This is a genomic window from Pseudomonas sp. UBA6310, from assembly GCF_002438225.1.
Classification (GTDB): Bacteria; Pseudomonadota; Gammaproteobacteria; order Pseudomonadales; family Pseudomonadaceae; genus Pseudomonas_O; species Pseudomonas_O kuykendallii.
Genome location: NZ_DJTK01000084.1, coordinates 419 through 25,259, shown reverse-complemented (window position 1 = coordinate 25,259; position 24,841 = coordinate 419). Strand labels below are relative to the sequence as shown.

At 66.3% G+C, this 24,841-nt stretch carries 25 protein-coding genes and 2 tRNA genes; 23 read left to right on the top strand and 4 right to left on the bottom strand.

Going from position 1 to position 24,841, the window contains the following annotated elements:
• The 19 genes from truA to B3E91_RS21210 all read left to right on the top strand — a co-directional run bounded on the left by truA (window position 1) and on the right by B3E91_RS21210 (window position 17,245).
• Window positions 1–867 (top strand): tRNA pseudouridine(38-40) synthase TruA, encoded by an 867-nt coding sequence (gene truA / locus B3E91_RS21300; RefSeq protein ID WP_273234532.1) that lies wholly within the window; start codon window positions 1–3, stop codon window positions 865–867.
• Between the two features lie 51 nt (window positions 868–918).
• Entirely contained in the window at window positions 919–1,548 is a 630-nt protein-coding gene (locus B3E91_RS21295; protein WP_414708318.1) for a phosphoribosylanthranilate isomerase, read from the top strand.
• Window positions 1,549–1,843: 295 nt separating this feature from the next.
• The gene (accD, locus tag B3E91_RS21290) at window positions 1,844–2,746 is read left to right on the top strand and encodes an acetyl-CoA carboxylase, carboxyltransferase subunit beta (protein ID WP_090230323.1); all 903 of its coding nucleotides are present in this window, start codon (window positions 1,844–1,846) and stop codon (window positions 2,744–2,746) included.
• On the top strand, window positions 2,743–4,017 hold the full coding sequence (gene folC / locus B3E91_RS21285) for a bifunctional tetrahydrofolate synthase/dihydrofolate synthase (RefSeq protein ID WP_287031277.1): 1,275 nt from the start codon (window positions 2,743–2,745) through the stop codon (window positions 4,015–4,017). Before accD ends, folC begins: the two co-directional genes overlap by 4 nt.
• A gap of 9 nt (window positions 4,018–4,026) precedes the next feature.
• A complete protein-coding gene (locus B3E91_RS21280) occupies window positions 4,027–4,641 on the top strand; it encodes an SPOR domain-containing protein (RefSeq protein WP_287031276.1) in 615 nt (204 codons plus the stop codon).
• A gap of 112 nt (window positions 4,642–4,753) precedes the next feature.
• On the top strand, window positions 4,754–5,293 hold the full coding sequence (locus B3E91_RS21275; RefSeq protein ID WP_090230412.1) for a CvpA family protein: 540 nt from the start codon (window positions 4,754–4,756) through the stop codon (window positions 5,291–5,293).
• 81 nt (window positions 5,294–5,374) lie between these two features.
• Entirely contained in the window at window positions 5,375–6,883 is a 1,509-nt protein-coding gene (gene purF, locus B3E91_RS21270) for an amidophosphoribosyltransferase (RefSeq protein ID WP_090230314.1), read from the top strand.
• A 79-nt stretch (window positions 6,884–6,962) separates the two neighbouring features.
• Window positions 6,963–8,183: an O-succinylhomoserine sulfhydrylase gene (locus B3E91_RS21265; protein ID WP_287031275.1), complete on the top strand. Its 1,221-nt coding sequence runs from the start codon at window positions 6,963–6,965 to the stop codon at window positions 8,181–8,183.
• Window positions 8,180–8,980, top strand: coding sequence for an SDR family oxidoreductase (locus B3E91_RS21260; RefSeq protein WP_287031273.1), 801 nt, complete (start codon window positions 8,180–8,182; stop codon window positions 8,978–8,980). Before B3E91_RS21265 ends, B3E91_RS21260 begins: the two co-directional genes overlap by 4 nt.
• Window positions 8,981–9,058: 78 nt before the next feature.
• Window positions 9,059–9,134, top strand: a tRNA-Val gene (locus tag B3E91_RS21255).
• A gap of 31 nt (window positions 9,135–9,165) precedes the next feature.
• Window positions 9,166–9,242, top strand: a tRNA-Asp gene (locus tag B3E91_RS21250).
• Window positions 9,243–9,526: 284 nt separating this feature from the next.
• Window positions 9,527–9,910: an ACT domain-containing protein gene (locus tag B3E91_RS21245; RefSeq protein ID WP_287031272.1), complete on the top strand. Its 384-nt coding sequence runs from the start codon at window positions 9,527–9,529 to the stop codon at window positions 9,908–9,910.
• Between the two features lie 201 nt (window positions 9,911–10,111).
• Window positions 10,112–10,561, top strand: coding sequence for a MarR family winged helix-turn-helix transcriptional regulator (locus B3E91_RS21240; RefSeq protein ID WP_287031271.1), 450 nt, complete (start codon window positions 10,112–10,114; stop codon window positions 10,559–10,561).
• On the top strand, window positions 10,558–12,645 hold the full coding sequence (locus tag B3E91_RS21235) for an FUSC family protein (protein WP_287031270.1): 2,088 nt from the start codon (window positions 10,558–10,560) through the stop codon (window positions 12,643–12,645). Before B3E91_RS21240 ends, B3E91_RS21235 begins: the two co-directional genes overlap by 4 nt.
• On the top strand, window positions 12,642–12,851 hold the full coding sequence (locus B3E91_RS21230; protein WP_282338917.1) for a DUF1656 domain-containing protein: 210 nt from the start codon (window positions 12,642–12,644) through the stop codon (window positions 12,849–12,851). The genes B3E91_RS21235 and B3E91_RS21230 overlap by 4 nt, the downstream gene beginning before the upstream one ends.
• Entirely contained in the window at window positions 12,848–13,738 is an 891-nt protein-coding gene (locus B3E91_RS21225; RefSeq protein WP_273228911.1) for an HlyD family secretion protein, read from the top strand. Before B3E91_RS21230 ends, B3E91_RS21225 begins: the two co-directional genes overlap by 4 nt.
• The gene (locus tag B3E91_RS21220) at window positions 13,735–15,174 is read left to right on the top strand and encodes an efflux transporter outer membrane subunit (protein WP_287031268.1); all 1,440 of its coding nucleotides are present in this window, start codon (window positions 13,735–13,737) and stop codon (window positions 15,172–15,174) included. The genes B3E91_RS21225 and B3E91_RS21220 overlap by 4 nt, the downstream gene beginning before the upstream one ends.
• 107 nt (window positions 15,175–15,281) lie before the next feature.
• Window positions 15,282–15,593, top strand: a complete 312-nt coding sequence (locus tag B3E91_RS21215; protein ID WP_090230291.1) for a DUF485 domain-containing protein — start codon at window positions 15,282–15,284, stop codon at window positions 15,591–15,593.
• On the top strand, window positions 15,590–17,245 hold the full coding sequence (locus B3E91_RS21210; protein WP_273228907.1) for a cation acetate symporter: 1,656 nt from the start codon (window positions 15,590–15,592) through the stop codon (window positions 17,243–17,245). The genes B3E91_RS21215 and B3E91_RS21210 overlap by 4 nt, the downstream gene beginning before the upstream one ends.
• A gap of 117 nt (window positions 17,246–17,362) precedes the next feature.
• Here B3E91_RS21210 and B3E91_RS21205 read toward each other — a convergent pair whose 3' ends face one another.
• A complete protein-coding gene (locus B3E91_RS21205) occupies window positions 17,363–17,521 on the bottom strand; it encodes a DUF3309 family protein (RefSeq protein ID WP_090230285.1) in 159 nt (52 codons plus the stop codon).
• Between the two features lie 162 nt (window positions 17,522–17,683).
• On the opposite strand from B3E91_RS21205, the gene B3E91_RS21200 reads away from it, so the two are divergent.
• The 3 genes from B3E91_RS21200 to B3E91_RS21190 all read left to right on the top strand — a co-directional run bounded on the left by B3E91_RS21200 (window position 17,684) and on the right by B3E91_RS21190 (window position 19,528).
• Window positions 17,684–18,043 carry a DUF2784 domain-containing protein gene (locus tag B3E91_RS21200; RefSeq protein ID WP_287031267.1) on the top strand — a complete coding sequence of 120 codons (360 nt, stop codon included), beginning with the start codon at window positions 17,684–17,686 and terminating at the stop codon, window positions 18,041–18,043.
• A gap of 111 nt (window positions 18,044–18,154) precedes the next feature.
• Entirely contained in the window at window positions 18,155–18,964 is an 810-nt protein-coding gene (locus B3E91_RS21195) for an SDR family oxidoreductase (RefSeq protein ID WP_273228902.1), read from the top strand.
• A 138-nt stretch (window positions 18,965–19,102) separates the two neighbouring features.
• Window positions 19,103–19,528, top strand: coding sequence for a hypothetical protein (locus tag B3E91_RS21190; protein ID WP_273228900.1), 426 nt, complete (start codon window positions 19,103–19,105; stop codon window positions 19,526–19,528).
• A 22-nt stretch (window positions 19,529–19,550) separates the two neighbouring features.
• Here B3E91_RS21190 and B3E91_RS21185 read toward each other — a convergent pair whose 3' ends face one another.
• From B3E91_RS21185 to B3E91_RS21175, 3 genes are all read right to left on the bottom strand, one after another.
• Window positions 19,551–19,778, bottom strand: a complete 228-nt coding sequence (locus B3E91_RS21185; protein ID WP_287031266.1) for a YheU family protein — start codon at window positions 19,776–19,778, stop codon at window positions 19,551–19,553.
• Between the two features lie 24 nt (window positions 19,779–19,802).
• Window positions 19,803–22,595 (bottom strand): hybrid sensor histidine kinase/response regulator, encoded by a 2,793-nt coding sequence (locus B3E91_RS21180; RefSeq protein ID WP_287031265.1) that lies wholly within the window; start codon window positions 22,593–22,595, stop codon window positions 19,803–19,805.
• Between the two features lie 85 nt (window positions 22,596–22,680).
• Window positions 22,681–23,214 carry a cytochrome b gene (locus tag B3E91_RS21175; RefSeq protein ID WP_273228894.1) on the bottom strand — a complete coding sequence of 178 codons (534 nt, stop codon included), beginning with the start codon at window positions 23,212–23,214 and terminating at the stop codon, window positions 22,681–22,683.
• A 133-nt stretch (window positions 23,215–23,347) separates the two neighbouring features.
• Here B3E91_RS21175 and B3E91_RS21170 point away from each other — a divergent pair.
• A partial coding sequence (locus B3E91_RS21170; RefSeq protein ID WP_287031264.1) for a DNA polymerase II occupies window positions 23,348–24,841 on the top strand: 1,494 nt, incomplete at its 3' end.

Below are 24,841 nucleotides of genomic sequence, written 5' to 3'. Positions count from 1 at the left end.
ATGACCGATGCAGTACCCGAAGCGGCAGCCCCAGTGGCTGCCGCTGGCTTTTTCAGAGTCGCCCTGGGCGTTGAGTACCGCGGAACCCGCTACCGCGGCTTCCAGCGTCAGCGCGCCGGTGTTCCGTCGATTCAGGAGTCCCTCGAAAAGGCCCTGTCCAAGGTCGCCGGCGGGGCCCCCGTTACTCTCAGCTGCGCGGGGCGTACCGATGCCCTGGTACATGCCAGCGGCCAGGTGGTGCACTTCGATACCTCGGTCGAGCGCTCGCTGCATTCCTGGATCATGGGTGCCAACCTGAATCTCCCCCCGGACATCAGCGTGACCTGGGCCAAGTTCATGCCGCGCGCGTTCGATGCGCGGTTCTCGGCCATGGCGCGGCGCTATCGCTATGTCATCTACAACGATCAGATTCGTCCGGCGCACATGGCCGAGGAGGTGACCTGGAATCACCGCCCGCTGGACGTCGCGCGTATGCGCGAAGCCGCGCGCAGTCTGGTCGGCACGCATGACTTCAGTGCCTTTCGCGCACGTCAGTGCCAGGCCAAGTCGCCGATAAAGACCATCCATCACCTCGAGTTGATCGAGCACGGTCGCTTCATCGTTCTGGACATCCGCGCCAACGCCTTCCTTCATCACATGGTGCGCAACATCGCCGGCGTGCTGATGACCATCGGTGCCGGAGAGCGTCCGGTGGAATGGGCTCGGGAAGTGCTGGAAACCCGTGTTCGACGCACCGGCGGCGTGACGGCGCATCCGTTCGGTCTGTACCTGGTGCAGGTCGAGTATCCGGCCGAGTTCGAGCTCCCCCAGCGCTACCTGGGCCCGCATTTCCTCTCCGGCCTGCCGGACGTGATGGCTGACGCCTAGAAGCGCATTTGCTACTATTCGGGGCTATCTGATCCCCGAGGTCCTCGCAACTTGCTAGCCGTTCGCAGCAAAATCTGCGGTATTACCCGCATCGAAGACGCTCTCGCCGCGGTTGACGCCGGTGCCGATGCGATCGGCCTGGTGTTCTACCCGCGCAGCCCGCGTGCGGTTTCCGTTCAGCAGGCGCGGGCGATCATCGCGGCCTTGCCGCCCTTCGTGACCACCGTCGGGCTGTTCGTCGATGCCAGTCGCTGCGAACTGGGAGAGATCCTCGACGCCGTGCCGCTCGATCTTCTGCAGTTCCATGGCGATGAAAGCGCGGATGCCTGCGACGGCTATCACCGGCCGTTCATCAAGGCGCTGCGGGTCAAACCGGGCGATGACATCGCCGCGCTGGCCGCCCACTACCCGAAGGCCAGCGGCATTCTTCTCGACACCTATGTCGCCGGCGTTCCCGGTGGCACCGGTGAATCCTTCGACTGGTCGCTGATTCCGCGGGGCCTGTCCAAGCCGCTGATCCTCGCCGGTGGGCTCACGCCCGATAACGTCGCCGATGCCGTTCGGGAGGTTCGTCCGTACGCCGTGGACGTCAGTGGCGGGGTCGAGGCCAGCAAGGGCATCAAGGATGCGCAGAAGATTCGTGCGTTCATCGATGCCGTCAAAGGCGGCTCGGCGGCGTGATGCTGCGCGTGGCCGAAAGGTGCGATCACGCTGTTCATGTGACGGCCTTCCCTCGTCAGCCGTCCACTAGCACTGACGCGTCGTCGACGCAGGCGCGAGGCGCCTCGGGCGCTCTACGGCGCCTGTCGACGAACTGTTTTTCGATCCGCGTGCCTGCTCGTTCGAGTGGCGGCGCGGATCAGCCCGGCCCCGTGGGTGCCTGGCACGCCGAATGCGCCGCTCGCGGTCGCGACTTTGAATCCGCCCGGCAAGCGCCCTCGTGGCGCGCGGGCCCGAAGCTTTGGAGAACGACAGCATGAGCAACTGGCTGGTAGACAAACTGATCCCTTCGATCATGCGGTCCGAGGTGAAGAAGAGTTCCGTGCCCGAAGGGCTCTGGCACAAGTGCCCGTCCTGCGAGGCGGTGCTGTACAAGCCCGAGCTGGAAAAGACCCTCGACGTCTGCCCCAAGTGCAACCACCACATGCGCATCGATGCGCGTGCGCGGCTGAACATCTTCCTCGATCCGGAGGGCCGCGAAGAGATCGGCGCCGAGCTGGAGCCGGTGGATCGCCTCAAGTTTCGTGACAGCAAGAAATACAAGGACCGTCTGACCGCGGCGCAGAAGGACACCGGCGAGAAGGACGCGCTGATCGCCATGCGCGGCACGCTGCAGGACATTCCGGTGGTTGCGGTGGCTTTCGAGTTCTCCTTCATGGGCGGCTCGATGGGTGCCGTGGTGGGGGAGCGATTCGTGCGCGCGGCCAACGTCGCCCTCGAGCAGCGCTGCCCGATGCTGTGCTTCTCCGCGTCCGGCGGCGCGCGCATGCAGGAAGCATTGATCTCGCTGATGCAGATGGCCAAGACCTCGGCGGTACTGGCGCGTCTGCGCGAAGAAGGCCTGCCGTTCATTTCCGTGCTGACCGACCCGGTGTATGGCGGGGTGTCGGCCAGTCTGGCCATGCTTGGCGACGTGATCGTGGCCGAACCCAAGGCGCTGATCGGCTTCGCCGGCCCGCGTGTGATCGAACAGACCGTGCGCGAAAAACTGCCGGAAGGCTTCCAGCGTAGCGAGTTCCTTCTCGATCACGGCGCCATCGACATGATCATCCACCGTGCCGAACTGCGCCCGCGTCTGGCGCGCCTGCTCGCTCAGCTCATGGGGCTTCCCAGCCCCGTGCACTCCGTGGCGCCGGTCCAGGCTCCCGCCGAGGCATGATCGAGCGCAGCCTGGGCGACTGGCTCGCTTACCTCGAGCAATTGCACCCCACGGCCATCGAAATGGGCCTGGAACGCTCGCGGGAAGCGGCCCGGCGCCTCGGGCTGGGCAGACCCGCGCCGCGGGTGATCACCGTCACCGGCACCAATGGCAAGGGCTCTACCTGCGCTTTCCTGGCCGAGTTGATGCGGGCGCAGGGACTGCGCGTCGGCGTTTACAGCTCGCCGCACCTGCTGCGTTACAACGAGCGCGTCTGGCTGAATGGCGTCGAGGCCAGCGATGCGCAGCTGTGCGAAGCCTTCGCCGCGGTCGAGGCCGCGCGTGGCGATATTTCCCTGACCTATTTCGAGATGGGCACGCTGGCGGCCTTCTGGCTGTTCGAGCGGGCCGGGCTCGACGCCGTGGTGCTCGAAGTCGGCCTTGGCGGGCGACTGGATGCGGTGAACCTGATCGATGCCGATCTGGCGCTGGTCACCAGCATCGGCCTCGATCACGCCGACTGGCTGGGCGACAGCCGCGAATCGGTCGCCTTCGAGAAGGCCGGCATCCTGCGCGCCGGCAGGCCCGCGCTGTGCGGCGACCTCGATCCCCCGGCGCCGTTGCTGGACAAGGCCGCTGAGCTGCACGCGCCCCTGTACCTGCGGGGACGCGATTACGATCTGGCGATCGGCGAACAGGGCTGGCACTGGCAGGGCCGCGATGGCGCCGGCCAGGTGCTGGAGTTGCACGACCTCCCGCTGCTAGACCTGCCGATGGAAAACGCCGCGCTCGCCCTGCAGGCCTTCGCGCTGCTGGGGCTCGACTGGCAACCGCCGATGCTCTTCGAGGCGCTGGCGCGAACCCGCGTCACCGGGCGGCTGGACCGGCGGGCGATTCACTGGCGAGGCAAGTCCCTGACACTGTTGCTCGATGTTGGGCATAATCCCCATGCCGCCGAGTACCTGGCACGCCGTCTGGCATCGACGCCGATCGGCGGGCAGCGTCTGGCGGTGTTCGGTCTGCTGGCCGACAAGGACCTTGCGGGCGTGCTGCAGCCGCTGTTGCCACAGATCGCCAACTGGTCGGTCGCCGCGCTACCGACGCCGCGCTCCCGGCCGGCCGTCGAGTTGCTGGCCGCTTTGCAGGAGGCCGGGGCTGAGGCGAGCGACGCAGGCGACATCGGTCGCGCCATCGAGGCTCAGTGCGAGCGGGCATCGACGGGCGATGAAATCGTGGTATTCGGTTCTTTTTATTGTGTGGCCGAGGCCCTGGAATGGTTGGCCCGGCACTAGGAGCGGGGAATGGCTGTGCTGGACAAAGGGCTCAAGCAACGTATGGTCGGCGCGCTGGTGCTGGTCGCGCTGGCGGTGATCTTCGTGCCGATGCTGCTCTCCCGCGACGACGAACTGCGTCGCGTCGTGGTGGACGCGCCGAGCATGCCGGCGACGCCGGCGGCGCCGACCATCGAGGTCGAGCCGGTCGCGGTGCCCGAGCCCCAGCCTCTGCCGGACGAGCCGGTGCCGGCCGATCCGCCTCAGACGCCGATTGCCGCTTTGCCTGCAACGCCCGCCGCCAGCGTTCCGGCGCCGACCGCGCCGGCTGCTCCGGCTGCCGCCCCCTCGGCAACCGTTCCCGCGCCGGCGCCGGCGAGCAAACCGGCGGACAGTCGTCTGGATGCCAATAATCTCCCCATCAGCTGGTCGGTCCAACTGGCCAGCCTATCCAATCGCGCCAGCGCCGAAACGCTGCAGGCGACCCTGCGCAACCAGGGCTACAACGCCTACATCCGCAACGCCGAGAACATGAACCGAGTATTCGTCGGTCCGGTGATCGAGCGGGCGGAGGCCGATCGGCTGCGCGATCAGCTCAACAAGCAGCAGAAGCTCAACGGTTTCGTGGTGCGCTTCAAACCCTGATAGGCGCAGCCAGGCGAGGCGATAGAAAGCTTCGCTTACCGGAGCGGGTCGGCTCTGCTAAAATGCCGCGCCTTTCCCGTTCGCAGGCAGCACCGTGTTGGCAGGCAGCATCGTGGCATTCACCTGGGTCGATTGGGCGATAGTCGCCGTCATCGCTGTCTCCAGTCTGATCAGTTTGAAGCGCGGCTTCGTCAAGGAAGCCCTGTCGCTGCTCACCTGGATCGTTGCCGGCGTGGTCGCCTGGATGTTCGGCGGTGCACTGTCGGTGTACCTGGACCGTTTCATCGAAACCCCGTCGGCGCGCGTGATCGCCGCCTGCATCATTCTTTTCGTGGTGACACTGCTGGTCGGTGCGTTGATCAATTTCCTGATCGGCGAGCTGATCCGGGTCACCGGCCTTTCCGGTACCGACCGTTTTCTCGGCATGGTCTTCGGCGCGGCGCGCGGGGCGCTGCTGGTGGTGGTCCTGGTGGGGCTGCTGAGCCTGGCGCCGGTCCAGGAGGACGTCTGGTGGCAACAGTCGGTGCTGTTGCCGCATTTCCTGATGGTCGCCGATTGGTCGAAGAACCTGATTCTGAATCTTGCCGGTCATTGGATGATCGACAGCGCCGTTTCCCAGGGATTGAACGCCAGTGGGCTGATGCCCAAGTAAAAGAGGTCATGCGCGGTCGTCGTGCGAACATGCCGGCCTTCGCAAACCTGTCTTTAGCCTGAACCAGTGAGGTTGCGTCACATGTGTGGCATCGTCGGTATCGTCGGTAAGTCGAACGTCAATCAGGCGCTGTATGACGGCCTGACCGTCCTCCAGCACCGCGGCCAGGATGCTGCCGGGATCGTCACCAGCCACGACGGTCGCCTGTTCCTGCGCAAGGACAACGGCCTGGTGCGTGACGTCTTCCAGCAACGCCACATGCAGCGCCTGGTCGGCCACATGGGCATCGGCCACGTGCGCTACCCGACCGCCGGCAGCTCCAGCTCGGCCGAGGCGCAGCCGTTCTACGTCAACTCGCCGTACGGCATCACCCTGGCGCACAACGGCAATCTGACCAACGTCGAGCAGTTGGCCAAGGAAATCTACGAATCCGACCTGCGCCACGTGAACACCAATTCCGACTCGGAAGTGCTGCTCAACGTGTTCGCCCACGAACTGGCCCAGCGCGGCAAGCTGCAGCCGACCGAGGAAGACGTGTTCGCCGCCGTCACTCACGTGCACGAGCGTTGCCTGGGCGGTTACGCCGTGGTGGCGATGATCACCGGCTACGGGATCGTCGGTTTCCGCGACCCCAACGGCATTCGTCCGATCGTGTTCGGCCAGCGCCATACCGACGAGGGCGTGGAGTACATGATCGCCTCCGAGAGCGTCTCGCTGGACGTGCTCGGCTTCACCCTGATCCGCGATCTGGCGCCGGGCGAGGCGGTGTACATCACCGAGGACGGCAAGCTGTTCACCCGGCAGTGCGCGACGAATCCGAAATACGCTCCGTGCATCTTCGAGCACGTCTATCTGGCCCGTCCGGACTCCATCATGGACGGCATCTCGGTCTACAAGGCGCGCCTGCGCATGGGCGAGAAGCTGGCCGACAAGATCCTCCGCGAGCGTCCGCAGCACGACATCGACGTGGTCATCCCGATTCCCGATACCAGCCGCACCGCCGCGCTGGAGCTGGCCAACCGCCTGGGCGTGAAGTTCCGCGAGGGCTTCGTCAAGAATCGCTACATCGGGCGGACCTTCATCATGCCCGGCCAGGCGGCGCGCAAGAAATCCGTACGGCAGAAGCTCAACGCCATCGAGCTGGAGTTCCGCGGCAAGAACGTGATGCTGGTGGACGACTCCATCGTGCGTGGCACCACCTGCAAGCAGATCATCCAGATGGCCCGCGAAGCCGGCGCGAAGAGCGTCTACTTCTGCTCGGCGGCGCCGGCGGTGCGTTATCCCAACGTCTACGGCATCGACATGCCCAGCGCCCATGAGCTGATCGCTCACGGCCGTACCACCGAAGAAGTCTGCGAGCTGATCGGCGCCGACTGGCTGATCTACCAGGATCTGCCCGACCTGATCGAAGCGGTCAGCGGCAGCAAAAAGATCAAGATCGCCAACTTCGACTGCGCGGTGTTCGATGGCAAGTACGTCACCGGTGACATCGACGAGGCCTACCTGAACCGCATCGAGCAGGCGCGCAACGACGCGAGCAAGGTCAAATCTCAGGCGGTCAGCGCGATCATCGACCTGTACAACAACTGATGGCGGGCAGGGGCGACCCTGTCCGTTTCGAGGGCGCGCACGGCGCACCCTGCAGCCCTACTTTTCGTGAGGTAGCGATATGACCCAGGAATGGGATGCCGGTCGGCTCGACAGCGACCTGGACGGCGTAGGTTTCGACACCCTGGCGGTGCGTGCCGGCCAGCAGCGCACGCCGGAAGGCGAGCACGGCGAGCCGCTGTTCTTCACCTCCAGCTACGTGTTCCGCACCGCTGCCGATGCCGCCGCGCGCTTTGGCGGTGAAGTGCCGGGCAACGTCTATTCGCGCTACACCAACCCCACCGTGCGCATGTTCGAGGAACGCATCGCCGCGCTCGAAGGCGCCGAACAGGCGGTCGCCACTGCCTCGGGGATGTCCGCGATCCTGGCCATGGTCATGAGCCTGTGTAGTTCCGGCGATCATGTGCTGGTCTCGCGCAGCGTCTTCGGCTCGACCATCAGCCTGTTCGAGAAGTACCTGAAGCGTTTCGGCGTGCAGGTCGACTACCCGCCGCTGGCCGATCTCGACGCCTGGCGCGCGGCGTTCAAGCCGAACACCAGGCTGGCCTTCGTCGAATCCCCCTCGAACCCGCTCGCCGAGCTGGTCGATATCGCCGCGCTGGCCGAAATCACCCACGCCCACGGCGCGCTGCTGGCGGTGGACAACTGCTTTTGCACGCCCGCGCTGCAGCAGCCGCTGAAGCTCGGTGCGGACATCGTCATCCACTCCGCGACCAAGTACATCGACGGCCAGGGTCGCTGCCTCGGCGGCGTGGTCGCCGGTCGCGCGGCACAGATGTCCGAAGTGGTGGGGTTCCTGCGTACCGCCGGTCCCACGCTGAGTCCGTTCAATGCCTGGGTGTTCCTCAAGGGCCTGGAAACCCTGCGCGTGCGCATGCGCGCGCACAGCGATTCGGCGCTGGAGCTGGCGCAGTGGCTGGAAGGCCAGCCGGGCGTCGAGCGTGTCTACTACTCCGGCCTGGCCAGCCATCCGCAGCATGAGCTGGCCAAGCGGCAGCAGAAGGCGTTCGGCGCGGTGGTGAGCTTCGAGGTCGCCGGCGGCAAGGCGGGCGCCTGGGCGGTCATCGATGCCACACGGATGATCTCGATCACCACCAACCTGGGCGATACCAAGACCACCATCGCCCATCCGGCGACCACCTCGCACGGTCGCCTGTCGCAACAGGATCGCGAACGCGCCGGTATTCACGACAACCTGATCCGGGTCGCCGTGGGCCTCGAGGACATCGACGACATCAAGGCGGACCTGGCCCTGGGCCTCGCTGCCCTGCGTACGGTATGACGGCGGGCGAGCGGGACGCCCTGGAGTGGGCGCCCCGTTCCGCCGCAGGAGCGAACGGCAAGGTCGCGCTGGTCACCGGTGGCGCACGCGGTATCGGCCTGGGGATCGCCGCATGGCTGATCGCCGAGGGTTGGCAGCTGGTGCTCGCCGACGTCGAGCGCGAACGGGGTTCGCGCGTCGCCAGGGCGCTGGGTGAGAGCGCCTGGTTCATCCGGATGGACGTCAGCGACGAGAAGCAGGTCGCCACCGCGGTGGCCGAAGTGCTTGGTCAGTTCGGCCGCCTCGATGCGCTGATCAACAACGCCGGACACGCCGATCCCTATAACTCGCCGCTGGAAAGCCTTCCCATGGGCGAGTGGAACCGCGTCCTGGCGGTCAATCTCACCGGGCCAATGCTGCTGGCCAAGCATTGCGCGCCCTATCTGCGCGCCCACGGCGGTTCGATCGTCAACCTGACCTCCACCCGCGCGCATCAATCCGAAGCCCATAGCGAAGCCTATTCGGCGAGCAAGGGTGGGCTGCTGGCATTGACCCGCGCGCTGGCCGTCAGCCTGGGGCCGGATATCCGCGTGAACGCAGTCAGCCCCGGCTGGATCGACGCCCGCGACCCACGTGATCGGCGCGCCGATCCGCTGTCCGAAAGCGACCACGACCAGCATCCGGCAGGAAGGGTAGGGACGGTGGAGGGCATCGCTTCGCTGGTCAGCTGGCTGGTCTCGCCGAACGCCACTTTCGTCACCGGCCAGGAGTTTGTCGTGGACGGCGGCATGACCCGAAAGATGATCTACACCGACTGAGCGTTTTCGGAAAAAGTTCAAGCGGGGTGTTGACTTAGCGTCGGCCGCTGCGTAAATTGCGCCACCTCGCAAGGCGAAGGCTGATTAGCTCAGCTGGGAGAGCACCTGCATCACACGCAGGGGGTCGGCGGTTCGATCCCGTCATCAGCCACCATGTGAGAATCGGACGAAAGTCCAACCGACACGCAGCGGTAGTTCAGTCGGTTAGAATACCGGCCTGTCACGCCGGGGGTCGCGGGTTCGAGTCCCGTCCGCTGCGCCATATCTTCTCCCTCACCGGAGAAACAAAAGAAGCTGCCTTGAGCAGCTTTTTTTGTGCCTGGAAAAACCGCCGCTGCGCTTTGCGAACGGGAAAGCGTTTTTGCAGCTTCAGTTAAAGATGTGAAATTGACGTCAATAGCGCGTCGGTAGCTTATGATGCGCGCGGGCGACCAGTCGGCGTCTGCATCGGGCTGATGCGTGGAGTCGGCGGCTGGTCGTTCACCTCTCTTGCTGTGCCCGCCACACGTCGCCACGCTTGCCGATCCCTACCTCCAGGATTCACGAATGACTGCCTCCGTTCGCCTTCGCGTGCTGCCCGAACGCTATGCGGTGTCCCGACTGGGCGGCTTCGAGCCTATTCCGGCGTGGGCCGATGGTCCGGGCTTCGTCTCCATCAGCCGGAGCGCGGGCGAGTTGTCCATCGTCTGTCCGCAGCATCGCGTGCCGGCCAGCGTGATCTCGGACGGCGGCTGGGCCTGCCTGCAACTGGTGGGGCCGTTCGCCTTCGACGAGACCGGAATCGTGCTGTCGGTGGTGCGTCCCTTGTCGGAGGCGGAGCTGGGGATATTCGTCGTTTCGACGTACGACGGCGACTTCCTGATGCTCAAGGCCGCTGACCTCGACCAGGGCCGGCGCCTGCTGGTCGACGCGGGGCATGGTTTCGAGTGAACGGCGCTTGAGCGGTCATCGTCGATGCGGCAAAGGGGCGGGCGGCTAAGTCGACCGATCCGCGGTTCTTCGTTGAACCTTCCTCCAGGCGGCGCTGACGTAGGTAGACAAGGTCGCTCGTCGCGAACAATTGACGAGCCCGACAGGTTTCACGCATATTGATAGTTAGCAAACTATGTTTATGCATTCTATTTCATTCCTATGAATCTCGACGCCCTTCGACTCAGCATCAGCAGCGGCATGGTGGTGGCGACCCGCCACTGGCGGCGGATCTGCCAGTTGGCGCTTGTCAACCACGGTATTTCCGAAGCCTGCGCGGTGCCATTGCTGATGATCGCGCGGCTTGGCGACGGCGTCCGGCAGGTCACCGTGGCCCATGCCGCCGGGCTGGAAGGGGCGTCGCTGGTGCGGCTGCTCGATCAGCTGTGCAGCGCCGGATTCGTCTGTCGCAGTGAAGACGCCGCCGACCGTCGCGCCAAGTCCCTCAGCCTCACCGAGAGTGGGCGCGCGCTGGCGTCGGCGATCGAAGCCGAACTCACCCGCCTGCGCCGTGAGGTGCTGCAGGACGTCGCCCCCGCCGACCTCGAGGCGACACTGCGCGTGTTGCGTGCCTTCGAGGCGGCGGGCGTGCCGGGCTCGGGCGCGCCATGACCGGGTTCTTCAGCAGCGTGCCGCCGGCGCGCGACTGGTTCTATGGCATGCGCACCTTCGCGGCGTCGATGATCGCGCTGTACATCGCGCTGCTGATGGAAATGCCCCGGCCGTACTGGGCCATGGCCACCGTGTACATCGTCTCCAGCCCCTTCGTCGGGCCGACCAGTTCCAAGGCGCTGTACCGCGCCGCCGGTACCGCGCTGGGCGCCAGTGCGGCGGTGTTCTTCGTGCCGCTGCTGGTGCAGACGCCCTATCTGCTGGCCATCGTCATCGCGCTCTGGACCGGCGTCCTGCTGTTCCTCTCGCTGCACCTGCGCACCGCCAACAGCTATGCGCTGATGCTCGCCGGCTACACCCTGCCGCTGATCGCCTTCCCGGTGGTGGACAACCCGGAAGCCGTCTTCGAAGTGGCCGTTTCGCGTACCGAGGAGATCTTCCTCGGCATCGTCTGCGCGGCGGTGGTCGGCAGCATGTTCTGGCCGCGACGTCTGGCGCCCGTGCTGGTGGACGCGGCGGGGCGCTGGTTCACCGATGCCAGCACCTACAGCGACCGCTTCCTGGCGCGCGACGTGCAGCCGGAGGAGGTCGGTGCGCTGCGGGCTTCGATGGTCACCACCTTTAACACCCTCGAGCCGATGATCGGCCAGTTGCCCCATGAAGGGGCCCGGCCGCAGACGGTGCGCAACGCCAAGGAGCTGCGCGGGCGGATGATCCACCTGCTGCCGGTGGTCGATGCGCTGGACGACGCCTGGTGGGCGCTGGAGCGCCGTTCGCCGGAGCTGGTGGCGCGGCTGGCGCCGTTGCTCGACGAGACGCGCGACTGGCTCAGGGACACCCGCGAGGGCGCGCCGGTCGAGCGCTGGCAGGCCCTGCGCGACAGTCTCGAGCGCCTGCAGCCGAGCCCGGAGCAGCTCGACGAGCGTCGCCAGCTGCTGTTTTCCAACGCGCTCTATCGCCTCGGCGAGTGGATCGACCTGTGGCAGGACTGCCGCAGCCTGCAGCACGCCATCCAGACCGAGAGCCAGACGCCGTGGCGTGCGGTGTACCGGCACTGGCGGCTGGGTCGCCTCACGCCCTACCTCGACCGCGGCATGATGCTCTACTCGGTGTGCTCGACCATCGCCGCGATCAGCGTGGCGTCGTTCCTGTGGATTTTGCTCGGCTGGAGCGACGGCGGCAGCGCGGTGATCCTCGCCGCGGTGGCCTGCAGCTTCTTCGCCGCGATGGACGATCCGGCGCCGCAGATCTACCGGTTCTTCTTCTGGACCGCGATGTCGGTGCTGTTCGCCAGCCTCTACCTGTTCCTCGTGCTGCCCAACCTGCACGACTTCCCGATGCTGGTGCTGGCGTTCGCCGTGCCGTTCATCTGCGTCGGTACGCTCACCGTGCAGCCGCGCTTCTACCTCGGAACCCTGCTGACCATCGTCAACACCGCGTCGTTCATCAGCATCCAGGGCGCCTACGACGCTGACTTCATGAGCTTCATCAACTCCAACCTCGCCGGGCCGGTGGGTTTGCTGTTCGCCTTCGTCTGGACCCTGGTAATGCGTCCGTTCGGCGTCGAACTGGCGGCGCGGCGGATGACCCATTCCGGCTGGCGCGACATCGCCCGCCTGGGCGAGCCGGCCAACCTCAATGAGCACCGGGTGATGGCGGTGCGCATGCTCGATCGCCTGATGCAGCAGTTGCCGCGTCTGGCGCAGACCGGGCAGGACACCGGTGTCGCCCTGCGCGACCTGCGTATCGCGCTCAACCTGCTCGACCTGCTGGCGTACCTGCCACGCCTGCCGTCCTACCCGCAGGCGCTGCTGCGGCAGATCGTCGAGGAGGTGGGCGCGCATTTCCAGGCCTGCCTGGACGCCGGCGAACGCCTGCCCGCGCCCAAGGGTCTGCAGATGACCATGGATCGCGCCCGCCGCGCGCTGTCGACCTCGTCGCTGGACACCTTCAACGAGGCGCGCCCGCACGTGCTGCACGCGCTCAGCGGCTTGCGCCTGGCGCTGCTGCCCGGCGTCGAGGTACCCGGCACCGGCGAGGCCGAAGAATCACCGCCCTATGGCATCGATGGAGCTCCCCTGTGATCGGCGATCTGGATATCAGCGGGGTGTTCCTGCCCACGCTGCTGGTGCTGATGGGCATCACCTATCTGCTCTACCTCGGGGTGCACGCCGTACTGACGCGCCTCCATTTCTATCGCCTGGTCTGGCACCGGGCCTTGTTCAACGTCGGTCTCTACGCGCTGCTGCTGGGCGCGGTGGACGGGCTCAGTCGATACCTGATGACATGAAGAAACCCTGGTTGACCTTGGGCCGCGTGGTCCTGACCCTGCTCGTTGTCTCCTTCGCCGCGGTGATCGTCTGGCGCATGGTGATGTACTACATGTTCGCGCCCTGGACCCGCGACGGCCACATCCGCGCCGACGTGATCCAGATCGCCCCCGACGTTTCCGGGCTGATCCACCAGGTGGACGTGCGCGACAACCAAGTCGTGACGCGTGGCCAGGTGCTGTTCCGCATCGACCCGGAACGCTTCGGCCTGGCGCTGCGCCAGGCGCAGGCGACCGTCGCCGAGCGCAAGGAAACCTACGAGCAGGCGCGCCGCGAAACACGGCGCAACCAGCAGCTGGGCAACCTGGTCGCCCGCGAGCAACTGGAAGAGAGCCAGTCGCGCGAGGCGCGGGCGTTGTCCGCGCTGGCCGAGGCGCAGGTGGCGGTGGACAGCGCGCAGCTGAACCTGGACCGCTCGGTGATCCGCAGCCCGGTGAACGGCTACCTCAACGACCGCGCGCCGCGCGCCCAGGAGTTCGTCAGCGCGGGGCGGCCGGTGCTCTCGGTGGTGGATGGCGAATCCTTCCACATCGACGGCTATTTCGAAGAAACCAAGCTGGCCGGCATTCATGTCGGCCAGTCGGTGGACATCCGCGTGGTCGGCGACGGCGCTCGCCTGCGCGGCCACGTGCAGAGCATCGCCGCCGGCATCGAGGACCGCGACCGCAGCAGCGGCAGCAACCTGCTGCCCAACGTCAACCCGGCGTTCAGCTGGGTACGCCTGGCGCAGCGGATTCCGGTGCGTATCGACTTCGACGAGGTACCCGAGGATTTCCGCATGATCGCCGGACGCACCGCGACGGTGTCGATCGTCGAGGACAGCGCCGGGGAGGGCGGTCGGCAATGAGCGCGCTGATCCGGGCAGGCGCCGTCGGCGTCGCCCTGCTGCTCGCCGCCTGCCAGGTCGTCGGGCCGGATTACCACCTGCCCGAGAAGGCCGCGCTGAATCGCCCGGACCTGCAGGGCGGGCTGGCCGGCGCGGGCGCCGAGGTGGTGTCGGCGCCGGTGCCGGCGGACTGGTGGAAGCTGTATCAGGACCCGAGCCTGGACCAGTTAGTGACCGCGGCGCTGGCCTCCAACGCCGACCTGCGGGTTGCTGCGGCCAACCTCTCGCGTTCCCGCGCCCAGGTCGACGAGGCGGCCGCCGCCGGTGGCTTCGGTGGTGGCGTGGACCTCGCCGCCGAGCGCATCCAGGAATCCGGCGAGGCCTTCCTGCTTCCCGACAAGGTGCCGGTGGCGAACATCGGCAACGTCGCGCTCAGCGCGTCCTACCAGTTCGACCTGTTCGGCGTGCTGCAGCGCGGCATCGAGGCCGCCAGGGCCAACGCCGACGCCACTCAGGCCGCCGCCGATACGGCGCGGATCACCCTGGTCGCCGACGTGGTGCGCGCCTACACCCAGGTCTGCGCGGCCAACGAGGAGCGCGCCATCGCCGAGCAATCGCTCGACCTGCAGCAGCAGGGCGTGACGCTGGTGCAGCGTCTTCGCGATGCCGGTCGAGGCGACGAGACCCAGGTGACGCGCAGCGAAACCCAGTTCAAGTCCCTGCGCGCCGAGCTGCCGCGTTTCGAGGCGCAGCGCCAGGCCGGGCTGTTTCGCCTGTCGATGCTGCTGGCGCGGCCGCTGGAGCAATTGCCCGCGGGTGTCGTGCAATGCGCACACCTGCCGCGGATCAGCCAGGTAATGCCGGTCGGCGACGGCGCCGCGCTGCTCAAGCGGCGCCCGGACATCCGTCAGGCCGAACGGCGCCTGGCGGCGTCCACCGCGGGCATCGGCATCGCCACCGGCGAGTTGTATCCGGACATCAGCATCGGGGCCACCGTCGGCACGGTGGGCATCATCGACAACCTCGGCAAGCCGTCGACCAACCGCTGGGGCTTCGGCCCGCTGTTGAGCTGGACGGTGCCGTCCAACGGCGCGCGCGAACGCATCCGCGAGGCGGAGGCGGCGAGCCAGGCGGCGCTGGCGCATTTCGACGGCGTGGTGCTCAACGCCATCCGCGAGGCGCAGACCGGGCTGGCGCAGTACCGTGCGATGCTGGAGCGGCGCGACGCACTGGCCGATGCGGCGCGTTCGGCACAACAGGCGGCGGAGCAGACGCACCGCTTCTTCCAGGCCGGCCGCGAATCCTTCCTCGCCGACCTGCAGGCGACGCGGACCTACACCGACGTGCGCGGGCAACTGGCGGCGGCGGAATCGCAGGTCGCGATGAGCCGCATCGACCTGTTTCTCGCCCTCGGCGGCGGCTGGCAGGCGCCGCAGGCAAGCGCCGCACGTCCGTGACCGGTTCTACGACTATGGTCGCGATTACTACTAAGGTCGGCTGTCGCGGCCTAACCGGCGGCTTACAGTAACTTCACCGCAAATCGTCGGTGGAGGATAAAAATAAAATGCACGACCTTGCTTACAAGCGGATCGAACAGAGCCCGCAATTCAAAGAACTGGTGGCCAAGCGCGAGAAGTTCGCTTGGATTCTCTCCGCCATCATGCTCGGCCTCTACGTGGTGTTCATCTTGCTGATCGCCTTCCAGCCGCAGTTGCTGGGCGCCCGCATCAGCCCCGACTCCAGCGTCACCTGGGGCATTCCCATGGGTGTCGGCCTGATCGTCTCGGCCTTCGTGCTCACCGGCATCTACGTGCAGCGCGCCAACGGCGAGTTCGATCGCCTCAACCAAGCCATCCTGGATGAGGTGAAACAATGATCGCGCGCCTGCTTTCCGCCTTCGCCCTGGCCGGCTTCTCTCCGCTGCTCTGGGCCGACGCGCTCACCGGCGATGTACAGCGCCAGCCGCTCAACGTTTCGGCGATCGCCATGTTCGTCGCCTTCGTCGCGCTGACCCTGGGCATCACCTACTGGGCCTCCAAACGCAACACCTCCACCTCTGCCTTCTACACCGCCGGCGGCTCCATCACCGGTTTCCAGAACGGCCTGGCGATCGCCGGCGACTACATGTCGGCGGCGTCCTTCCTGGGTATTTCCGCGCTGGTGTTTACCTCCGGCTACGACGGCCTGATCTATTCGATCGGCTTCCTCGTCGGTTGGCCGATCATCCTGTTCCTGATCGCCGAACGTCTGCGTAACCTGGGCAAGTACACCTTCGCCGACGTAGCGTCCTACCGCCTCGGCCAGACCCAGATCCGCACGCTGTCCGCCTGTGGTTCGCTGGTGGTGGTGGCGTTCTACCTGATCGCCCAGATGGTCGGTGCCGGCAAGCTGATCGAGCTGCTGTTCGGCCTCGACTACCACGTCGCCGTGGTCCTGGTGGGTATCCTGATGGTTCTCTACGTGCTCTTCGGCGGCATGCTGGCGACCACCTGGGTACAGATCATCAAGGCCGTGCTGCTGCTCTCCGGCGCCTCCTTCATGGCGATCATGGTGCTCAAGCACGTCAACTTCGACATCAGCACGCTGTTCAGCGAAGCGATCAAGGTGCACCCGAAAGGCGAGGCCATCATGAGCCCCGGCGGCCTGGTGAAGGACCCGATCTCGGCCTTCTCCCTGGGCCTGGCGCTGATGTTCGGTACCGCCGGCCTGCCGCACATCCTCATGCGCTTCTTCACCGTCAGCGACGCCAAGGAAGCCCGCAAGTCGGTGTTCTACGCCACCGGTTTCATCGGCTACTTCTACATCCTGACCTTCATCATCGGCTTCGGCGCGATCCTGCTGGTCAGCACCAACCCGGACTTCAAGGACGCGACCGGCGCTCTGCTGGGCGGTAACAACATGGCGGCGGTTCACCTGGCCAATGCGGTGGGTGGCAGCGTGTTCCTCGGCTTCATCTCGGCGGTGGCCTTCGCCACCATCCTCGCCGTGGTATCGGGTCTGACCCTCGCCGGCGCCTCGGCGGTGTCCCACGACCTGTACGCCAGCGTGTTCCGCAAGGGCCGCGTCAACGACAAGGACGAGATGCGCGTATCGAAGATCACCACGGTTGCCCTCGGCATCCTGGCGATCGGCCTGGGCATCCTGTTCGAGAAACAGAACATCGCCTTCATGGTCGGCCTGGCGTTCTCCATCGCCGCGAGCTGCAACTTCCCCGTGCTGTTGCTCTCGATGTACTGGAAGAACCTGACCACCCGTGGCGCGATGATCGGCGGCTGGCTCGGCCTGATCACCGCGGTGGTACTGATGGTGCTCGGCCCGACGATCTGGGTGCAGATCCTCGGCCACGAGAAAGCCATCTACCCGTACGAGTATCCGGCGCTGTTCTCCATCCTCATCGCCTTCGCCGGGATCTGGTTCTTCTCGGTCACCGACAAGTCGAAAGCCGCGGTTGGCGAACGTGAGCTGTTCTTCCCGCAGTTCGTTCGCTCGCAAACCGGCCTGGGTTCGAGCAGCGCGGCTGCACACTGACCGCCATTTCCTATGGCACCTGGGGCAGCTTCGGCTGCCCTTTTTCATGCCTGCCGGCGGCGAATCGCAGGCACGAAAAAGCCCGCGCGAGGCGGGCTTCTTTCGTTACGGGGCCGGCTATACCTTGCCCAGCAGTACCAGGATCAGCAGGATGATCAGCACGGTGCCGACGATCCCCGAGGGGCCATAACCCCAGCTGCGCGAGTGAGGGAAGACTGGCAGACCGCCGATCAACAGCAGGATCAGGACGATGATCAAAATAGTGCTGATGCCCATGGTGGAACTCCTTATGTAAGAACGGTGCTCGAGGCGTGCACCCGGCAGCGTCGAGCTTTTGACGACGCTTATCTGATCCGACTGTCGCGGCGCGGGAAAAATTCACCCGAAGCGCGATGATCCGCATCCCATCCCCTTTGCAGAGCCTTCGTGGAGTCGCCGATGGCCTACCGCTTCGCCGCCGATGCGCTGCTGGTACTGCATCTGGCGTTCATTCTCTTCGTGCTGTTCGGCGGCCTGCTCGCGCTGCGCTGGCGCTGGATGCCGTGGCTGCATCTACCGGCGGCGGGCTGGGGCGCGGCGGTCGAGCTGCTGCACCTGTACTGCCCGCTGACACCTTGGGAAAACCGCCTGCGCCGCGCCGCCGGAGAGGTCGGCTACCCGGGCGATTTCATCGAGCACTACCTGCTTCGGCTGATTTATCCGGAGGGCCTGACCGTCCAGGCGCAGCTGTGGATGGGTGCCCTGGTGGTGCTGCTCAACCTGGCGGTCTACGCACATTGGCTGCGGCGCCAACGCTGAATCGTCGCTGCGTCTGAGCACCCATTCAGCAGCCTGATGGTTGGCCGGAGGGCGGTTTGCCTTCGCTACACTGCGGCCATTCACGACGAACAACAAGAAGGCAGAAACCCCATGCAGACACGCATCATGATCACTGGCGCCGGTTCCGGTCTGGGCCGCGAAATGGCTTTGCGCTGGGCGCGCGAGGGCAGCCAGCTGGCGCTTTCCGACGTCAACGAAGCGGGCCTGGCGGAAACCCTGAAACTGGTACGCGAGGCAGGTGGCGATGGCTTCACCCAGCGCTGCGACGTGCGCGACTACAGCCAGCTCACGGCGTTCGCCCAGGCCTGCGAAGAGCGTCTGGACGGCATCGACATCATCGTCAACAACGCCGGCGTGGCGTCCGGCGGGTTCTTCAGCGAGCTGTCGCTGGAGGACTGGGAATGGCAGATCTCGATCAACCTGATGGGCGTGGTCAAGGGCTGCAAGGCGTTCCTGCCGCTGCTCGAGCGCAGCCAGGGCCGGATCGTCAACATCGCCTCGATGGCGGCGCTGATGCAGGGGCCGGCCATGAGCAACTACAACGTCGCCAAGGCCGGTGTGGTGGCGTTGTCAGAGAGCCTGCTGATCGAGCTGAAACAGCAGGGCATCGGTGTGCACGTGGTCTGCCCGTCGTTCTTCCAGACCAACCTGCTGGATTCCTTCCGCGGCCCGACGCCGGCGATGAAGGCGCAGGTCGGCAAGCTGCTGGAGGGCTCGCCGATCAGCGCCGCCGAGATCGCCGATTACATCTACCAGGAGATCGCCAAGGGCGAATTCATGATCCTGCCGCACGAGATGGGCCGCATGGCCTGGGCGCTCAAGCAGAAGAACCCGCAGGCCCTGTACGCGGAAATGGCCGGTATGGCGGAGAAGATGCGCGCCAAGGCCCAGCGCGGCTGAAAGCGGCCGGGCGGCTTCGTCGGATGCCCGGCGAGCCGCTTGCAGCCGGTCACAGCGTTGCCGCCGGACTCCCGGCGAGCGCTTCTCCGAGCGCCGTCGCTGTGTTAGAAGGCAGCCTGGTTTTTTCGGAGTAACGGCGTGGAGTCCGAATCCATCGTCTATGGCTGTATCCGCGACTGGCCGACGGTCAGTTCGCAGGAGTGCGCCGAGCGCCGGGCGAACAACCGTGCGGTGCTCGCCTCATTGCCGGCCGAGGGCTGGAGCTTTCTCGGCCGCGACCTGTTCAACTGCTGCGAGCAGCCCGGCGATGGGCTCTATCGAACACAGGTAATCCACTTCGGTGCCAGCTATCCGGCAGTGGAGTACGAGTGGTCGATCTGGATCGAGCAGTTCGAGGCGCTGCTGCGGCGCCTGTACTGGGTCAGCGCGGTGGTTCACCTGGAAACCGAGCTCAACGGCACCCACACCTTCCGCTGGGAATCCGAAAGTGGCCTGCACAGCCCGCACGACAGCGACCTGCGCATGCGCTGCGCCTGGGAGCGCGAGGGCGGCACGCTGGGCTAGGCGTGGCGCCCGCCGCAACGGCTCAATCGAGCCATTCGCGCGGCACCTGTTCCTTGAGCATCAACTGGCACTGCTGGCTTTCCGGCTCGAAGACGATCACCGCGCGGCCTTTCTCCAGCGCCCTGCGCGCACGTTCGACACGGGTTTCCAGCGGCGTCTCGTCGCCGTTGTCGGTGCCCTCGCGGGTGACGAAGTCTTCCAGCAGGCGGGTGAGGGTGTCGCTTTGCAGTTGGTCGTGGGGGATGAGCATCGATAGTCTCCTGGCGCCGGCATGCTACCGCGCCGGCCTGGAGTGGTCATCCGTGCCCTCGACGACCGGCGCGGCCGCCGGCGACGGTCGTGGCAGGTAGCGCTCCAGCGTGGCGTAGAGCAGCAGGCTGTCCAGCGGCTTGCCGAGGAAGTCGTCCATGCCCACGGCCGCGCCCTGTTGGCGGTGTTCCTCGAGAATGTGCGCGGTCAGCGCGATGATCGGTACCGGCGGCAGGTCCTGCTCGCGTTCGAGCTGGCGAATCCGCCGGGTCGCCTCGAAGCCGTCCATTTCCGGCATCTCGCAGTCCATCAGGATCGCCTGCACGCCGCGTGGGAAGTGACGGTATTCCTCTACCGCGGCAACGCCGTTGGACACCAGCCTGATCCGGTAGCCGCGCTTGCGCAGGAAACCCTGCACGACCAGCTGGTTGACTGCGTTGTCCTCGGCCACCAGCACGCAGGGCGCATCGCCGAGCGCCTGTCGTGGCGCCGGAGCCGCTTCGGGCGGAAGTTCCTCGGTACGGTCATAGACCTTCAGCAGCGTCTCGCGCAGCGGCTTCACCGAGATCGGCTGGGCCAGCGCGAAGAGTTTCAGCACCTGGCTGGCCGGCACCCGCTGGCATTGCTCCGGCGGGCACAGCAGCAGGACCCGCTGGCCGGGTGCCAGGGTGCTGCGCAGGCTGTCCAGCCAGTATTCGGCACTGCCCGGCCAGGGCGCCATCAGCACCAGCAACTGCGGGTTCGGCGCGCTTTCGAGACGTTCCAGCAGGTGTTCCGGGCTCTGGCAGTGTTCGGTATGGATGCCCCAGCGTTGCAGCAGATGGCCGACGGTTTCCAGCGCCGTGGCGTCCAGCGAGGCGAGCAGCGCGTGCTGGCCTTCGAGCAGGTCCCGCAGCTCGTCGGTATCGGGCTCGGCCTGCAACGGGATGTCGAAGGTGAAGCGGGTGCCCTGGCCGAGCTTGCTCTGCGCCTCGATGCGACCGCCCATCATCTCCACCAGCTCCTTGCTGATCGCCAGGCCCAGGCCGCTGCCGCCGTAGCGGCGAGTGGTGCTGGAGTCGCCCTGGGCGAAGGACTGGAACAGTGTGTTGAGCACTTCGCGGCGCATGCCGATGCCACTGTCGCTGACGCTGAATACCAGCTGCTCCTGGCCGCGCGCATCGGTGCGCCGGGTCACGCCGAGCGCGACGTGGCCTTCGGCGGTGAACTTGATCGCGTTCCCCAGCAGGTTCATCAGCACCTGCTTGAGGCGCGTCGGGTCGCCCTTGATCCGCTGCGGCACGCCGCCCTCCAGGCTCACGTGCAGGCGCAGGCGTTTTTCCATGGCCTGGGCGGTGAACAGGCTCAGGGTGTCGGAGACCAGTTCCTCGAGGTCGAAGGAAATGTTCTCCAAGGCCAGCTTGCCGGATTCGATGCGCGCGTAATCGAGGATGTCGTTGATCACCGCCATCAGCGCCGTGCCGGAACTGGCGATGGTTTCCACGTAGAAGCGCTGGCTGCGGTCCAGGCTGGTTTCCTTGAGCAGTTGCAGCATGCCCAGCACGCCGTTCAGTGGGGTGCGGATCTCGTGGCTCATGGTGGCGAGGAAACGGCTCTTGGCCTTGTTCTCGATCACCGCCTGCTCGGCCGTCTGGCGGGAGAGGAAGCCTTCCTCCTTGAGCAGGTTGATGCGGTCGGCGAGGCCGATGGACAGCGTGATGAGCTCGACGGTGACGCCGATCTTCACGGCGGTGGCGCCGTAGATGCCGAACACCTCCAGGCCCAGCGAGCCCGTGGTGGCCTGGATGAACGTCAGCAGCAGGACGCCCCAGGCCAGCATGTAGTAGGAGCCATAGCGCAGCCCGGCATTCCACACGTAGATGCCGGCCAGCAGCGAGAAGAAAGACACCGTCAGCACCGTCAGGCTGGCGAGGATGGTCCAGGCCATCATCCCGATCAGCGGCTCAGAGCAGAGGCACACCACGGTACCCAGCATGAGCAGCTGCAGCGCGCGGTCCATGCGCGGGAAGTGCTGCCGGGTGTGCAGGAAGTGCCGGCTGAACTGCAGGGCGAACAGGCAGTGGCTGTACATCAGGGCGTAGATGCCCAGCGCCTCCAGCTCGAGCCAGTCCGGCAGCATCTGGAACATCAGGCCGTCGAAGCTGGCGGCGAACAGGCCGATGTTGACGTTGTACATCAGATACCAGAAGTACGCCGGCTCGCGCAGCGACAGGTAGAGGAACAGGTTGTAGCAGAACATCGCGAATAGCACGCCGTAGAAGGCGCCGTTGAAGCCCATGGCGACTTCCTGCGCCGACGCGCTGGCGGCGTGGGTGGCGAAGAACAGCGGCACGAACGCCGTGCTGGTGGTCTGCACGCGCACCAGCAGCACGCTGTCGCCGGGCGGCACACGGGTGGGAAACCAGAAGTTGCGCACCGGCACCGGGCGCTCGCCGAACGGATGCGTGTCGCCGCCGGCCTGCCGGGTCAGCGTCCCGTCCGGCGCGATCAGGTACAGCTGGATGTCGTCGAGCAGCGGGTAGTTGACCTCGATGAAGCCGTCCAGCGCGTGCGGCCGGCTGTTGCGCAGGTCCACCTTCAGCCACCAGGTCGAACGGCTCTTGCCCATGTTGGGATAAACGCCGGGGGCGGGCCGGAACAGGCGGTCTTCGATCCGCCGCACCTGTTCGATATCGAGCAGGCCTTCGGGGTCTTCCAGAATGCCCACGTAGGGGCCCAGGGACAGGCGCAGTTCGTCCTGATCCAGAGGCGCCACCGGCATCGCGCAAACCCCTCCGGCAAACAGAAACACCAACAGCAACAAGCAGATGCGAGGCATCGTGACCTCAAAGATTAAAGCTCCGTGGCGGCACTGTGCCCGGATGCTGCAGGGGGTTCAAGGGGCGCCGGACGCGGCGTGCCGACTAGTGGCGCTGCTCCGGCAGCATTCGCTCCAGCAGGCCATCGCGGCGAACGGCGACGTGCCAGACGGTGGCGGCCACGTGCAGGATGATCAGCCCGTACACGGCGAACTGCCCCCACACGTGCAGGGTATTGGCCAGTTTCCCCAGCGCTTCGTTCTTCTCGAAGCCGGGCAGCGAGATCACCCGGAAGAAGGGCACGTCCTGGCCGTTGCCGGCCATCAGGTAGCCGGTGACCGGCATCGCCAGCAACACGGCGTAGAGTAGCCCGTGATTGAGCCCCGCGATCAGCCGCATCAGGCGCCGCGTGCCGGCGGGGTAGGCCGGCGCGCGGTGCCGCCAGCGCCAGGTCAGGCGCAGCAGGATCAACAGGAACACCGAGATGCCCATGGATTCGTGGGCCATGTACCAGAACGTGCGGATCGGTCCCGGAGGAAAGTTCTCGGCCACCCAGACGAAGGGCAGCACGAAGCAGAGTGCCGCGGCGGTGAGCCAGTGCAGCGCCTGGGCCAGCCCGGTGTAACGCTCGATGCTCACGCGTGGAAACCTCTTGTTGTGTGTTGGCGCCAGCGCCTGGCGCTTAGGCAGCCGACGGCGCGCTTGGTTCTGCGGCGCGCGGCCCGGCGTTGCCCGGTAGAATGGCGCGATGGCGTTTTCACGGGATGCGACGGTGGATTTACAGCAGGGCTTCGTTCTGACCCGGCACTGGCAGGACACGCCCGCGGGCACCCAGGTGGAGTTCTGGCTGGCGACCGACCACGGCCCGCGGCGCCTGCGTCTGCCGCTGCAGACCTCGGTGGCCTTCGTGCCCGCCGAGCAGCGCGCGCGGGTGGAACTGCTGCTGCAAGGTGAGCGCGACGTCGAGTTGCGTGCGCTGGAACTCTGTGACTTCCAGCATCGCCCGGTGCTCGGGCTGTACTGCCGTCAGCATCGCCAACTGATTCAGCTGGAGAAGCGCCTGCGTGGCGCCGGCCTGGACGTCTACGAAGCCGACATCCGGCCACCGGAGCGCTACCTGATGGAGCGCTTCATCACCGCGCCCGTGCAGTTCGCCGGCACGTCCGACGCCGACGGGGTGCTCCTCGACGCCGTGCTGAAACCGGCGCCGGACTATCGCCCGCAGTTGCGCCTGGTATCGCTGGACATCGAGACCACCGAGCGCGGCGAACTCTATTCCATCGCCCTGGAAGGCTGCGGCCAGCGCCAGGTGTACATGCTCGGGCCGGCCAACGGCGATGCTGCCGGGCTGGACTTCCCGCTGGAGTATTGCGACAGCCGCGCGCAGTTGCTGGAGCGCCTCAACGGCTGGATGGCGCTGCATGACCCGGACGCGATCATCGGCTGGAACCTGGTGCAGTTCGACCTGCGCGTGCTGCACGAGCACTCGCAGCGGCTCAAGGTGCCGCTGCTGCTGGGGCGCGGCGGCCAGCCGATGGAGTGGCGCGAGCACGGCAGCAAGCAGCACTTCTTCGCGGCCGCCGCAGGCCGGCTGATCATCGACGGCATCGAGGCGTTGCGCTCGGCGACCTGGAGCTTCCCCTCGTTCAGCCTGGAGAACGTCGCGCAGACGTTGCTCGGCGAGGGTAAGGCGATCAGCACGCCGTACCAGCGCATGGACGAGATCAACCGGATGTTCGCCGAGGACAAACCGGCGCTGGCGCACTACAACCTCAAGGATTGCGAACTGGTCACGCGGATCTTCGCCAGGACCGAACTGCTCACCTTCCTCCTCGAACGCGCCAGCGTCACTGGCCTGCCGGCGGACCGCAGCGGCGGCTCGGTGGCCGCGTTCGGTCACCTGTACCTGCCGGCCATGCACCGCCAGGGCTTCGTCGCACCGAACCTCGGCGAGCGTCCGCCGGAGGCCAGCCCCGGCGGCTTCGTCATGGACTCGCGTCCGGGACTCTACGAATCGGTGCTGGTGCTGGACTACAAGAGCCTCTACCCGTCGATCATCCGCAGCTTCCTGATCGATCCGGTCGGGCTGGTGGATGGCCTGCGCCATCAGAGCGATGCCGACTCGGTGCCAGGCTTTCGCGGCGCACGCTTCTCGCGCACCCGGCACTGCCTGCCGGCCATCGTCGCGCGCGTCGCCGAAGGGCGCGAGGCGGCCAAGCGCGACGGCAACAAGCCGTTGTCGCAGGCGCTGAAGATCATCATGAAC

Bases quoted from the DNA above. Each gene is read 5' to 3' on its own strand.
- truA (WP_273234532.1), top strand. From the start codon at position 1: ATGACCGATGCAGTACCCGAAGCGGCAGCCCCAGTGGCTGCCGCTGGC.
- accD (WP_090230323.1), top strand. From the start codon at position 1,844: ATGAGCAACTGGCTGGTAGACAAACTGATCCCTTCGATCATGCGGTCC.
- folC (WP_287031277.1), top strand. From the start codon at position 2,743: ATGATCGAGCGCAGCCTGGGCGACTGGCTCGCTTACCTCGAGCAATTG.
- B3E91_RS21280 (WP_287031276.1), top strand. From the start codon at position 4,027: ATGGCTGTGCTGGACAAAGGGCTCAAGCAACGTATGGTCGGCGCGCTG.
- purF (WP_090230314.1), top strand. From the start codon at position 5,375: ATGTGTGGCATCGTCGGTATCGTCGGTAAGTCGAACGTCAATCAGGCG.
- B3E91_RS21265 (WP_287031275.1), top strand. From the start codon at position 6,963: ATGACCCAGGAATGGGATGCCGGTCGGCTCGACAGCGACCTGGACGGC.
- B3E91_RS21260 (WP_287031273.1), top strand. From the start codon at position 8,180: ATGACGGCGGGCGAGCGGGACGCCCTGGAGTGGGCGCCCCGTTCCGCC.
- B3E91_RS21245 (WP_287031272.1), top strand. From the start codon at position 9,527: ATGACTGCCTCCGTTCGCCTTCGCGTGCTGCCCGAACGCTATGCGGTG.
- B3E91_RS21240 (WP_287031271.1), top strand. From the start codon at position 10,112: ATGAATCTCGACGCCCTTCGACTCAGCATCAGCAGCGGCATGGTGGTG.
- B3E91_RS21235 (WP_287031270.1), top strand. From the start codon at position 10,558: ATGACCGGGTTCTTCAGCAGCGTGCCGCCGGCGCGCGACTGGTTCTAT.
- B3E91_RS21225 (WP_273228911.1), top strand. From the start codon at position 12,848: ATGAAGAAACCCTGGTTGACCTTGGGCCGCGTGGTCCTGACCCTGCTC.
- B3E91_RS21220 (WP_287031268.1), top strand. From the start codon at position 13,735: ATGAGCGCGCTGATCCGGGCAGGCGCCGTCGGCGTCGCCCTGCTGCTC.
- B3E91_RS21215 (WP_090230291.1), top strand. From the start codon at position 15,282: ATGCACGACCTTGCTTACAAGCGGATCGAACAGAGCCCGCAATTCAAA.
- B3E91_RS21210 (WP_273228907.1), top strand. From the start codon at position 15,590: ATGATCGCGCGCCTGCTTTCCGCCTTCGCCCTGGCCGGCTTCTCTCCG.
- B3E91_RS21205 (WP_090230285.1), bottom strand. From the start codon at position 17,521: ATGGGCATCAGCACTATTTTGATCATCGTCCTGATCCTGCTGTTGATC.
- B3E91_RS21200 (WP_287031267.1), top strand. From the start codon at position 17,684: ATGGCCTACCGCTTCGCCGCCGATGCGCTGCTGGTACTGCATCTGGCG.
- B3E91_RS21195 (WP_273228902.1), top strand. From the start codon at position 18,155: ATGCAGACACGCATCATGATCACTGGCGCCGGTTCCGGTCTGGGCCGC.
- B3E91_RS21185 (WP_287031266.1), bottom strand. From the start codon at position 19,778: ATGCTCATCCCCCACGACCAACTGCAAAGCGACACCCTCACCCGCCTG.
- B3E91_RS21180 (WP_287031265.1), bottom strand. From the start codon at position 22,595: ATGCCTCGCATCTGCTTGTTGCTGTTGGTGTTTCTGTTTGCCGGAGGG.